This is a genomic window from Paenibacillus sp. N22P23 (genome assembly GCF_059383735.1).
In genome coordinates this window covers 232,982-245,342 of the sequence record NZ_JBXENT010000006.1, presented here as the reverse complement: position 1 = coordinate 245,342, position 12,361 = coordinate 232,982, and the positions used below count along the sequence as shown (strand labels likewise).

Genomic DNA, 12,361 nt, shown 5'->3' with positions numbered 1-12,361 from the left:
TATTCCCTAATTGGGAACAGGTTCCTTTTTGAGTAATTGCATGTAACGAAATAAACCCGACCACAGCTATTGTGCTAACGCACCATTACCCACTAAATTACAATCGCGCGAGCAACTCCGCCAATGTCTGCTCCTCGAAACCGGCAATCAGCACATCTGCCTGAGATAAATCCATATGCGAGGTGATCGGATTCGGAACCGCAATCGCCTTCAAGCCCGCAGCCTTGGCCGCCTTAAGCCCATTAAGCGAATCCTCCACCGCAACAGTCTCAGACGCTTGAAAGCCAAGCGCTTCAACGGCCAATTGGTAAAGTGCGGGATCCGGCTTAACGCGCTCGACATCATCACGTGAATAGATCGCCTCGAAATAACCGGCAATTCCTTGCTCTCTCAGATGTCTGTCAATCCATGCCCGATCGGAGCTGGAAGCAAGACCGATTCGCAGCCCAAGCTGCTTCGCTTCCTCCAGAATTGCCAACACGCCGGGACGAAGCGTCGCTTCGAGCAGGAATTCGTCATGCAGTACCTCAAACCGCTGCTTCAGCGCAGTCCGATCAAGCTTCTTCCCCGCCAACTCCTGCAGATCATCATACGGATCGAACGGTCCGCCCACCGTCCCCACGCATAGCGCCCATTTCTCCAGCGGCAGCACTTGGTCATGCTCCCCATAAATCCGGCAAAACGCATCGTAGGCACATGATTCGGTATCCACCAGCGTTCCGTCGAAATCAAACACAATTGCGCGTATCGTCATTTTGACCACTCCCCCATTCTCACTAGCATGATCGTAGACGATCCAATCGACCGATGTAAATAGAAAAAGAAAAAACCGCCAGCGAACGGGCTTGCCCGTCTGACGGTTTCTTAGTTGCGGTTTATAACAGGAAGAAGCCTTCCTCCTGCAAATATTGTTCAGCCTCTTCATAGGTTTCGAGCACCATTTCGAGGTTCGGTCCGGCGTACACGTACCACAGATCATCCTCATGCTTCAGTATAAGCGACTGCTTCTCGGGTCCGAACCAAGTCGAGGCATGTACCTCGCCGCGCGGGGCAGCAGCAGCCTTGGCGCTCTTCGATGTCGGTTCCGGTGCACGGTAGGATAGCGAGCGGATTGACTCCTCTACCAATTGACGGAAAGCATCGGCTTCATAGCCGCGGATATTCACAAACCCCTTCTCATCCGTATCATAGCCACGCAAATGTCCGGCATACACGTACCCATTCCCATTCGGGTGCAGGTGGAACGCCACATTTTTCTTATCGTACAAACTTTCATCATACTGATAATTAACACGGCCTAGTGACACGTCCTTCCGCTTGAGCTCAGGAAAGGACTCCAAAATCGAAAGCTTCTGGTCAAAACTGAGCATAATCGCCTCCGGGAAACGGTAATATTTGCTGTGATTATACCACAGCAGCCACGCAAGACAAAACTTACACACGAGATGTTCACATTCATAAGCAGCTGCAATCGCTTACTGATACGACATTTTATGTCGCATCAGCTATTTTATACTTAATCTTGTATTCACTTCAGTTTTCGAAAGAGGGTCATTACCAATGGCAAAAACAAAACGCGGGCGTGCGCTGTGGAACCTTCCATCTCGCGGCCGCGGCACTTGTCCGGTCTGCAGCAGAACACGCATCAAACTGCTCTATCCTCGGGCTAAATCAGACGGAACTTCCGTAAAAGTGTGCAAACAATGCATCCATTCATCACAGGAATCCGTAGACCGCATTACCGGTTAGCGAGCTGCCCGTTCTCCGAACAGGAGGCGGGCACTTTTTTGGACACAAACTTTACTTGTCAGTCGAAGGCTCCGGATGATGTAATACATACAGCAGCATTCGTTCTTTCGGAAAGGGGTGGTACGACTTGAGCAACATGCACCGAATCAGGTGGTTCGATAGTCAGATTAGAGTAGGCAAGTACCCGAGCAGCACACAGCTGGCTCAGCAATTCGAAATTTCGAAGCGCCAGGCGCAGCGCGATATCGAATATTTGACCTACTCGCTCTCAGCCCCCTTGCTTTATGTAGCTAAATACCGCGGATATTGCTACGAGAATAAAACATACGCGCTTCCCTTGCTCTATATGACCGACGAGGAGAAGAAGGTGTTAAAATATTTGGCCTATCGCTACCGCCAGTACAATTACGATAATGCGGCAGCCGTCAACCGCGTCGCGCATTTGCTCGAACGCTTCTCGGAGGAGGATGCGGAGACCGAAGAGTTTCGGCGCCGATTACCTATTTTTGAAACCAATCCGCAGCTTATTCACACCTTTGAACGGATCTCCTATGCGATCGCGCAGCATTTTGTAGTTCGAATTACTTATCGGGATGAAACAGGACTGCTGCAGTTGTCCATACGGCCACTTAAGCTGATGAGTCAATACAATTGCGATTATGTGATTGCCTATTGCGAAAAAGATGACAAGCAGCGCATGCTGCGGCTGGATAGCATTGCAAGTTCAGATGTGACTTCAACGCGGTTCGAGCCCATTGACGCGGAAATGTTGGAATGGGGCGCCGGTTCTACTGCGGCGGGATCGCCGCAGCGCAAGCCTTATACTGCCCAAGTGAAGCTTGCCCAGCCTGTCACCTCGGATTCCTGGCACGGATATCGCATCCGCTCCGCCTCTCCTGATCAGACCGTATATACGATCGAATTTCATGAAATCGAGTCGTTTCTGCATCACTTGCTAGTCTCCTCTTGGGAAGCACTGCTTGCGCCAAGATGGCTTCGGGAACAGCTGGATGCGCTATGCAGACGTACATTAGATCGTTTGGGAGAAGGAGGAGAAGCGAAAACATGACGCGAGTAATGCTTGAAGACATCCGGATGAAGCGGCAATCCAAGTCGTATATCGACAGCCTGCATGCGATATTATCAGCGGCGCGATTGTTTGACGGCCCTAAATATAGGCTTGCCGGCCTCACCGGCATGGCCTTCAAATTCACGGTGCATGAGCGGCTCCTGCCGCTATCGGTTTCCGCCTATGGGCAATGGGGCGACGAGCATGAACCGGCCATCCGAAATCTCGGCCTTTATACGGTTTGGGATGCGGGCCGCACCCGCCACCCCACTTTCTCTTATTACCAACAGGATGCCATACAATGGGTCAAACAATCATTAGATGACGGCATCGGCGTTATTTACTGGATTCCGGAGTTTGGCGTTATCTATGGCTATGACGACGAGGATGCCGTATTCTATGTGCAAAATGGACACTCCTCCGAGTATAGCATCGTGCTGTACGATAACCTCGGTTTAAACTTCACCGGTTTCTGGTATTGTCAGGTTTTCGGTGAACGCGTAGAAATCCCGCTTCCGGATATGGTGCTGGAATCGTTACGACTTGCCATTCACGACTGGGATACGCCATACAAAACATTACCGAATACCGATATTGCATCCGGAAAGCTCGCCTACACCTTCCTTCGAAATGGTTTGCTAAGCGGGGATTATGATGAAGGTGGAGCCGTATATATTTTGGATGATTATTGGTATACACGTGGAGAAATCGCCTCTTATCTGAGGGATGTTTCGGGGAAGTTTCGCGGTCTGGAGGAGGCTTCGGCAGCGTACAAGGAACTGTTGCGTCTGCTGCCTCGCATGAAGACATGTATCAATGAGAATGGTGTCAATGGTAGACAGGTGGACCCTGCAAGTCGTGATTCGCTATGCGACATGCTGCATCAAGCAGAGCAGCTGGAGGAACAAGCCATTACCATATTCCGCTCCATCTCGGAGCGGTACCCGGATTTGAATCGATCAACCATTCGCAGGTGGGGCGTTGCCTCGCCGCGATAATAGAGAGGAGGCGACGCTGCTCATGGCGCCGAAACGACTGGTTGGTTTACAGTTGAGCCCGCAATCGGATTCCTATATCGATGCGCTGCATGCCGTTCTCGTGCATCGCGGCTTGTTCTCGCAATCCAAGTCCATGCTGGCCGGCATGACCTCGATGGGATTTCGGTTCACTGTCCATCGCAGGCTGGCGGCCCCATCCACTACCGCTTATAACTGGTTGGCGGAGCATTTTCTCGCTGCCGATTTCATCGGCATGACCAGCTCTCAGCATGCTGGATTTAACTTTCATCCTACATTCCCTTTATATCAGAAGCATGCGCTTCGTGCTATTAAAGGGGCAATTGACCGCGGCTCAGGAGCGATCTTCTGGAAGGATGCCTTTGTCATCGCTGCTGGATACGACGATGCTGCGCAGCTCCTTCTATACACGGATGGCTCAGAGGAAAATGGGGAGTTGAGTCAGCTGCCTTATGCGGATTTCGGCCTTGGCAACTCCCCCTACTGGTACTATCAGATCAACGAAAGTCACATCGTGCTTGATCCGCATGAGGTGTACCGAGAGTCGTTGATGCAAGCGATCCACTACTGGGAATCGCATGATGCGCTGCTTCCCGCAAGCGAATATGCCTGCGGTGAGCAAGCTTATGCCGCACTGATCGAGGTGCTGGAGCACGGTGAATACGATCTGGCAGAAGCGATAGCCGTGGTTCGCACTTATGCTGCAGCCAAGCAGGATCTTGCCGTGTATATGGACGCGCTTGGACTCATTTGGCCCGGATGTCAGCCAATCGCAGCCAGCTACGAACAGGTGCGGAAGCTTTTCGAAAAGCTGTTGGAGGTATTAAACGGTATATTCAGCGGGAGCAAGAGTAACGGTGATGGCGACTTTTGCAGTGATGGTGATGGTGATGGTGATGGTGATGGCGTTGGAGCCGCTGGCGGTGACGGGGCTTATGACGCCGAACGCCTTGTTGCTCTCCTCCGGGAAGCACAAGGCCAAGAGCAAGAAGCCATTACGTTGATCAAAAGGTTCATGCGGGAAACGGTTCATAACCGGTTCCATGATATAGCGCTTCGGTAAGATTAGCTGCTTGCTGGGACTTGCTGCTTCTCTTGGTTGTAACCTGGCATTGCTGGGCACAATAGGAGTGATTCGTGACAGGTATACTCCAAGCAAAGGTGGCCCAATGCAATGCGTAACCGAGATCAGAACCAAGATTATGATGAAATGTTCAACGCAACCTCTAATACGGCGGCAGGTATTAATACGCCGCATGACCACCAAGACACCAGCCCGCTGGACATGATCAGCCATGCGGTCGAAGAAATCGTCGACAACGTCCAACATGCCTTTGACGGTGCGGATAATGATGATGAGCAGCGTTATTCCAACCATTCAGACGGGCATTCGTTCTAGTTGGAGATTATTCGCCCCAAGTAAGGTGCTTCTCCGCCTGGCACAGGCCTTTTTCTCGTTCGGTTGAACATCCCTTGCAACAAACAAAGAGAGGCACCCATCGTCAGAACGGATGCCTCTCTTTGTTTTCAGAAACCCACCAATTTCTTCCACGATGAGTGCGTGCTTTGTCACCTTCCAACTCTAACGGTTGTGACAGTGGTTATTTGGCTTAAATTTACCCCTTTAATATTCTAGCGGTTGCCAGCGAGCTTATTTGAACGTTTTCCACTAGGAATCGAACAAATTACTGCATATAACGTCTGTCACAACCGTTAGCATTTCAAAAAGGTTTATTTTCATCATATAGCCACGCTGACAACCGTTAAAGTTTGTTCATGAAGCACAGACAAAAAACATCCGTCGTCAGAACGGACGCCCTCTTTTGTTTACAGCGGCAGTACGCGTACCGCAGCCTGCTTACCACTCAGCTGAATCCCTGTTTCCTTCTTCCCGCTTCCGGAAAGATCCTTCAACAGCTGCTCGAGCAGCTCCTTCGCTTTAGGACCTTCCTTCCCTTGGATACGAACGACAAGATCAACGGCATTGCCGGAAGCTAACAGCTTCTCGCACTGGCGCAGCTTCGTGTCGTAATCATGCTCCTCGATATGCGGCGTCAACCGAATTTCCTTCGCCTTCAGCGGCTGATCCTTCTTTCGCTCCTCACGCTTCGCTGCGGATGCGGACTCCTTGGCTGCGCCGCGACTAATCAACGTGCAAGGCGGAGGGCTGCTCATCAGAGACGTGCAGACCAAGTCAACCTTATGCTCTCTCGCAAGCGCCAGTGCTTCCTCTCGTGAAACAACCCCCAGCGACTCGCCATTTAATCCCGTTAACAAAACCTCGGAAGCTTTAATTTGCTCATTCACGATCATGACTTTACCATCCCTTCATATCTCAAAATCGTCAAAAGTATTAGTAGACAACTCTTTATTTTTCACAAAGCCATAAAAGGTTTCTTGCCTGTTTGGATTCAACAAATAATCGTGATAATGAACGCAATCATCAGTTTCAAATTCAAATAGTACCTTTCCTTTTGCATATAACTTCAAATCACAATGTCCATAAGGAAAAGCAACATTCGAGTCAAAATAATATTCATAACACTCTGAATCAACTAATTCCAAATTCCATTCTCTATTAAAAGACAATATCTTTCCTTGTCCATCCTTATAAAAAGAGTAGTTTCCGTTCACAGATGTATCATACGGTGAAACCGATATGTTGCCAGCTATAACATCTTCTAGCACTAGTTTTCCAAAACCCTGAATTTGAACCCCTACATACTCACTTCTCTCAACAATCTCTTTGAGTCGTGTTTCATTTTCTAGTGAAAGATATTTAGACCGTTCAAATTTGGGAGTAAGACTTGCTCCCCAAACAGGTATTTCAAGATTCTTTTGCAATTTTGTTGTGATATCAAAAAAATAAAGTCTTTCCGTCATAAAAATCAACGGTATCAAAAATATCATCAAACTTACTCGTTGATATATCCACCTTGATTTTCATTTCATCACTCCAATATTTAGATGATAAAATTGCTTTCACTTAGTTCTCACAAGACTATCAAAGCGATTTGATATTTCAATATATTTATTGCCCCAGCCACTACTTATTGATATTTCTTGTATTGCCCCCGTTTGCGCAAAAAGAAGTTCAAGTTCAAAAATGACTGATTTATCACGCCGGTTAAGCTTAGTAATGTATGTATCCAGTGCGGCCAATACCTCTTCTACAGTATTAAAATTCGACCAAGTAACATCAGTAAATGGAGAATTAATCAGATTTCTTACTTCGAACAGTAACTGTACCAACATATAATAACTTTCCAATATGTTCTCACTGCCTTCGCTAGGAAATCATTCTTTCATAAGTGTACCATATGAAAGGAACCTCCTAGCCAAAAAAAAAGAACACCCTATTACAGATGTTCCTTGTATTAAAAGTATATTTTAAAGTCTGACACCTAACTATCTCCCAAAAAACCGCAGCACCGAATCCCAAGCCCACTGTTCATAGAAATTCCCACCGATATCGATGTTCTCGATCCATTGCACGGCCTTCTTCTCACGTTGACCGGGAGGCGCAACGAGCACATTCGCCATGCTGCGATTCGATCTCACCCAGCCAAGTCCGCCAGTCATAAGCGATACCGGTCCGAAATCCCCATACCCTTCCGCGCTCTTCGTGATTCGTTTCTGCCGTTCCCCATCCAAATTCACGTTCACTAAGAAAGGGAATGTCCGCTGCTGCGAACCGCCCGCTCCTTCGCTCGCTTTGGCTCGTGAGACCACGATATCCACCGGACTTCGCCATGTAAAGTCTTGATCGACAAAGCCTGCCGGCGTCAAATCATTCCTCGGCTTAAGATCCGGAACTCCCGTCACACGCAGCTGTTTACCCGATGTAGCTTCTCTACCAATCCCACCGATGTAAGCCAATACGTCGCCTTGAGGCGACCATTGCACCCAATTCGCATGGTTCACCATCTGATCCACTGGCTTGAATACCGTACCGTCAGCAGATAGTACGCACAACGTGTTGCTGTCTGCCGAGAGGGAAGCGGTAGGCGTAGCGAGAAAAGCCATCCATTTGCCGCTGGCCGACCACTTGAACACGCTTGTTCCCACTACAGGCAATTCATTCAGCTGTGTTGGCAGCACGTACAGCTGATCCGCCTGAACGGAGCCCGCTCCATTGAGATGCGGCTGCAGCGCAATCTTCATGACTCGCACAGGCGTCCAGCCGTCCGGCAGCAGCTCCGCCTGCGTGGATGCCACAACCCCGTCTCCATCAGGCAGCCAAGCATAGTTGCTGATCTTCCCAATCGACTGCGTCACTTCAAGCGGTTTGGCAGCCTCCTGCTGGTCAACGACATAGAGCCGCTGCTCATGCGCAAAGGCGAGCAGCAGTCGATTCGGCGACCACTGAAAGTTACCGTCGCTGCCAGCGGAGACCAAATGCTTCGTACCGGTCGACGTATCCAGCATCCACAGCTCCTTGGATTGTTCACCGGCCGAATAAGCCAGCCATTTCCCGTCAAATGACCACTCCGGCGACTGAACATGTTCCGCTTGCGTGAGCTGTTTCTCCTTGCTGTCTTCCTTTACCCACAGCGCACCACCGCGTACAAATGCAGCCTTCAGCGGCTTGCCCGGCGACGGCTCCGCGCGAACGACAGTCCCGTTCATCCCGATAAGCAAGGCACCAATAACAATCGCGAGCAGCGCAGCTAACAGCCCGCTCCTAGCTGCTCGGCCTGTATGTGTAACTCGACTCTTTTTCATATACCCTCCATCTATTCCCTCGTTTCCCGAAGTAGTATGGACGGTTTTACCAATTAATATGAATTGCAGCCTCCTGCACAAAATAGAAAAGCTGCCGAACATCGCAATCCTGCGACACTCAGCAGCTATAATTTACGTTACTTCTTTTCTTGTGCAATACGCTCAATCAGCGGCGGCATCCAATCGTTAAGCTCGCGGAACGTGTAGCCGGCTGCTTCAGCTTTGGCCGTATCCATGTACCACGGCTCCGGCACGCCAAACGGCGAGCTGTGCTGCTCATCGGTTTCCAGCGCCACGTATGCCTGCTTACCCGTCGCCTTCTCAATCCAGGCTACGATGCCGCCCGGCGAAATCTCCCCGCGAGAGCATGCATTGAACGGACCTGTCTCCTCGTTGCGACCAAGCCAGTCCAAGAACGAAGCCGCTTCATCCGCATCGATGAAAGACATCACGGCATCGGCATTCGGAATGCCAAGTGGCAGCCCCTGCTGCACATGCTCCACATGAAAGTGCAGCCGTCTTGTGTAATCATCGTCTCCGAGCACAATCGGGAAACGGACTGCTGCAACGGGGAAAGCGGCCTTTTGGAAGAAGACTGCTTCTACTAATCGTTTGCCTTCCCCATAGTTGATTTCCGAAGGATAGGGCTGCGGAATCGGGTACGTCAACGAATCAAAGAACGCCTCCGACTTGCGCGGCTCCCCGAACGGATATACGCTGAGCGTCGAGGTCACGACATATTTGCCTGTGCGACCGGCGAACAGCTTAACCGCCTCTTCCGCTTCCTGCGGCTTATAGCAGATGTTGTCATAAACGACATCATAACGAGACTCTCCGATTGCAGACTCCAGCGCTTCCGCATTCGTCCGATCGACCAGCAGATGCTGCACATGATCACCGAATGGGTGCTCCTGCGCTCCCCTCGTTACGATCGTAACCTGATCTCCCGCATTCAACAGACGTTCCACCAGTTTCTTGCCAAAAAAACGCGTACCGCCCAATATCAGCACTTGACGCATAGCTTCCACTCCTTCTATAGCCGTATGACTCTATCTTGCCACAAATTGCAGCCGCTTCGCAAAAGGGGACCGCCGCCTTTACAAACAGAAAGCCACCCGCTCATAACGAACGGATGGCTTCAACCTCATTTATGTTTCGGTTTTAACTCGATCACTTTGACAGCTTCCGTGATCTCACGCAATACGTCCGACTGCTGCTGCGGGTTCAAATAGTGAGCCTTAATATAGGCCTCTCCTTCTTGAGAAGAGGTGTAATGAGTAGGAAGATGATTGAGTGTTAAGAGCAAAATATCAAGCTTGCATCGGTCACAGCCGCACTTGAGGATACCTGTCTTCACATAATGCTCCTCCAACACAGACGCCACAATCGGTTCCATGGCATTCAAAACAGGCAAACTCCCGGAATAATTCATTCGCACACTCCCATGCAAGTCTTTGAAATCCATTATACTGGATTTCGTATCCTAGCACAGCGGAAATTTGTATAAAGCGCTCTATGACAAATTCATAGAGTGTGCCCAGCACGCGAGCTAACTATATCGCCTTATTGAACACAGCCTCACGGCCGCCCATTCGCTCCAATGCAGCCAACTGCTCCAAGAGCATAATCCCGCTGAGCTGCGTGCTCAGCGTAACTCGCTCCACAGGCTTCGAGCTCCAGTCCGTATTGAATACGCAGCGGTTCTCATCACGGCCATGCGCCCAGAGCGACGCAGCATTTCGCACTAGCAGCGGCAAGGCAGCGCCAAACGATGAAGGAGCCTCCTTCGCAAGCTCGCCTAAATAGCGTACCAGTATGCCTTTGAAAAGTCCGCCATCTCCATCTTGTTCATCCGGAAGCAGACCGCTCCCCGGCTCAGTCAACTCCTTCTCAGCAGCAGATGCAGTTCGCATCGCATCTTCAAGGTACGCTTGCTCTCCCGTTATCCGGAACAGCTCCACAGCTGCACCTATGAACACTCCCTGGCAGTACGTAAACTTCCATTCCTTATCGATCGCACCGTTGCCTTCGCGATTCATCCCATCCCACACGAAACCATTGTCCGGGTTCACGAGACTGCGTTTCAGCCAGCTGTAAATCTTCTCGGCCCATTCCAAATCCTCTGCGCGTCCAAACTGCTTATATAAGCGTGCCGCAAGTACCGCAGCCGGCCCATTCGCAGGCGTGTTCTTGTAATCCAGCTGCGATTTCTGCCATGCGATTCCGCCGCCCATATGGTCGTTCCAACCCGTCTGAATATCTTCCCACAGCAGCAGCGCCGCCGCCTTATACTTCTCCACGCCAAGCGCCTCATATGCACGCAGCCAAGCGATCGCCATCCACTCCATGTCGTCGTACAGCTCATTAGGGAATGCGCCGCCATTACGCGTTAGCAGACCTTCATATATTTCCTCCAGCAGAAGTGCATATTTCGCTTCCTTCGTCCGCTCATAGCCGTCTACCAGCGCATCTACCGCATGCGCCATCCACCAGTAATGGAAGATTGTATTACAAGCCCCGCCAGGGCAAGGGATTTCGATATCGAACAACCGAATAGCAGGGTTCCAAAATAATTCTGACAGCGCCTGCTGCGCCTCTTCCGCACGATTTTCCCATGTCATGGCCGCCACTCTCCTGATATTCCGAAGTTATTGTTTCTCCACCCGCGCCGCCTGCTCCAGCAGCATGACCGCGCTAAGCTGTGTACTCAGCTGAACGACCGTGTCCGGCGTTTGCGCCCATGAGTTGCTGAACAGCGCTTTGTCTTTTCCTTTGCCGTATTCCCATAAGCTGTCCGCATTCGTGAGCAGCATCTCGCTCAGTTCCTTCTTGGAAGGGTCCAGCTTGATCAACTCGCCGATGTAACGGACGAGCACGCCTTTGAACAACCCGCCATCCCCATCACCTTCAGAAGGCAGCATCCCGGTTGCCGGCGATAGGAAGTCCTGCTTCAAGTTGCCCGCCGTCTTCAGTGCATCGTCTAAATACGACTGCTCCTTCGTTATGCGATATAACTCCACCCCTGCGCCGATATAGACGCCTTGGCCGTAAGTGAATTTCCAATCCTTATCGATGGCGCCGTCGCCTTGACGGTTAATGCCATCCCAGACGAGACCGCTGGCTGGATCGACAAGCGTCTTCTTCTGCCAGTCGTACAATTTCTTCGCCCAGGCCAGATCAGCCTCGTCTTGTGTATGTTGGTAAATACGTGCCGCCAAAATAACCGCAGGTGCATTGGCAGGCGTGTTCTTGTAATCCAACTGCTCCTTGCGCCAAGCAATCCCGCCGCCCGCTTCATCATTCCAGCCGGTTTGAATTTCCTGCCACAACGCGAGCGCCGCTTGCTTGTATCGATCGTCCTCTGTCGCATCGAAAGCCCGCAGCCAAGCGAGCGCCATCCATTCCATGTCGTCGTAATAATCGTTAATGAATAAACCTGCATTGCGGTCAAGGATTCCCTGATACAACTTGCCAAGCTGCTCGGCATACTTTGCGTCCCCTGTTCGTTCATACCCGTCCACCAGAACGTCTACCGCATGCGCGAGCCACCAATAATTGAACGGATCTGTACACAGCTGCGCAATACACGGTGCTGCATTGTTGAACAAGCCCCGCTTCTCATCCCAAAATGACTGCTCCAGCTCATGTTGAGCCAAGTCCGCCCGCTCGCTCCAGATGGAAGAGGAGCTGCCTCCCGTGAGAACGGTTCCTAAGCCGAATCGCCAAGATGCAAGACCGGCTATGATGAGGATCGCTGCCGCGACTACGATTAGAGTGCTTCTCCTGCGTTTCACTTGTTTCA

General features: G+C 50.8%; 15 protein-coding genes. 5 read left to right on the top strand and 10 right to left on the bottom strand.

The features are described 5' to 3' along the window. Positions 1-97 precede the first annotated feature (97 nt). Together AC506A_RS22960 and AC506A_RS22955 are read right to left on the bottom strand one after the other, a co-directional pair. Positions 98-754, bottom strand: coding sequence for an HAD family hydrolase (locus AC506A_RS22960; protein ID WP_495463314.1), 657 nt, complete (start codon positions 752-754; stop codon positions 98-100). A 121-nt stretch (positions 755-875) separates the two neighbouring features. Further along, complete coding sequence (locus tag AC506A_RS22955; RefSeq protein WP_494821294.1) at positions 876-1,370, bottom strand: hypothetical protein; 495 nt, start codon at positions 1,368-1,370, stop codon at positions 876-878. 190 nt (positions 1,371-1,560) lie between these two features. On the opposite strand from AC506A_RS22955, the gene AC506A_RS22950 reads away from it, so the two are divergent. The 5 genes from AC506A_RS22950 to AC506A_RS22930 all read left to right on the top strand — a co-directional run bounded on the left by AC506A_RS22950 (position 1,561) and on the right by AC506A_RS22930 (position 5,233). Next, the gene (locus AC506A_RS22950; protein WP_495463313.1) at positions 1,561-1,749 is read left to right on the top strand and encodes a hypothetical protein; all 189 of its coding nucleotides are present in this window, start codon (positions 1,561-1,563) and stop codon (positions 1,747-1,749) included. A 136-nt stretch (positions 1,750-1,885) separates the two neighbouring features. Then, complete coding sequence (locus AC506A_RS22945; RefSeq protein WP_495463372.1) at positions 1,886-2,818, top strand: helix-turn-helix transcriptional regulator; 933 nt, start codon at positions 1,886-1,888, stop codon at positions 2,816-2,818. After that, on the top strand, positions 2,815-3,816 hold the full coding sequence (locus AC506A_RS22940; protein ID WP_495463312.1) for a hypothetical protein: 1,002 nt from the start codon (positions 2,815-2,817) through the stop codon (positions 3,814-3,816). Before AC506A_RS22945 ends, AC506A_RS22940 begins: the two co-directional genes overlap by 4 nt. A gap of 22 nt (positions 3,817-3,838) precedes the next feature. Next, the gene (locus tag AC506A_RS22935) at positions 3,839-4,897 is read left to right on the top strand and encodes a hypothetical protein (protein ID WP_495463311.1); all 1,059 of its coding nucleotides are present in this window, start codon (positions 3,839-3,841) and stop codon (positions 4,895-4,897) included. A 111-nt stretch (positions 4,898-5,008) separates the two neighbouring features. Further along, entirely contained in the window at positions 5,009-5,233 is a 225-nt protein-coding gene (locus AC506A_RS22930) for a hypothetical protein (protein WP_495463310.1), read from the top strand. A gap of 428 nt (positions 5,234-5,661) precedes the next feature. Here AC506A_RS22930 and infC read toward each other — a convergent pair whose 3' ends face one another. The 8 genes from infC to AC506A_RS22890 form a co-directional block, all read right to left on the bottom strand. Continuing rightward, entirely contained in the window at positions 5,662-6,147 is a 486-nt protein-coding gene (gene infC / locus AC506A_RS22925) for a translation initiation factor IF-3 (protein WP_495463309.1), read from the bottom strand. Between the two features lie 15 nt (positions 6,148-6,162). After that, positions 6,163-6,744 (bottom strand): hypothetical protein, encoded by a 582-nt coding sequence (locus AC506A_RS22920; RefSeq protein ID WP_495463308.1) that lies wholly within the window; start codon positions 6,742-6,744, stop codon positions 6,163-6,165. Positions 6,745-6,816: 72 nt separating this feature from the next. After that, entirely contained in the window at positions 6,817-7,089 is a 273-nt protein-coding gene (locus AC506A_RS22915; RefSeq protein ID WP_495463307.1) for a hypothetical protein, read from the bottom strand. A gap of 153 nt (positions 7,090-7,242) precedes the next feature. After that, positions 7,243-8,559 (bottom strand): TolB-like translocation protein, encoded by a 1,317-nt coding sequence (locus tag AC506A_RS22910; protein ID WP_495463306.1) that lies wholly within the window; start codon positions 8,557-8,559, stop codon positions 7,243-7,245. A gap of 137 nt (positions 8,560-8,696) precedes the next feature. Next, positions 8,697-9,578 (bottom strand): NAD-dependent epimerase/dehydratase family protein, encoded by an 882-nt coding sequence (locus tag AC506A_RS22905; RefSeq protein ID WP_495463305.1) that lies wholly within the window; start codon positions 9,576-9,578, stop codon positions 8,697-8,699. A 125-nt stretch (positions 9,579-9,703) separates the two neighbouring features. Continuing rightward, entirely contained in the window at positions 9,704-9,991 is a 288-nt protein-coding gene (locus AC506A_RS22900; RefSeq protein WP_495463304.1) for a late competence development ComFB family protein, read from the bottom strand. A gap of 121 nt (positions 9,992-10,112) precedes the next feature. Beyond that, positions 10,113-11,180 (bottom strand): glycoside hydrolase family 76 protein, encoded by a 1,068-nt coding sequence (locus AC506A_RS22895; protein WP_495463303.1) that lies wholly within the window; start codon positions 11,178-11,180, stop codon positions 10,113-10,115. 27 nt (positions 11,181-11,207) lie between these two features. After that, entirely contained in the window at positions 11,208-12,353 is a 1,146-nt protein-coding gene (locus AC506A_RS22890; protein WP_495463302.1) for a glycoside hydrolase family 76 protein, read from the bottom strand. Positions 12,354-12,361: the final 8 nt, after the last annotated feature.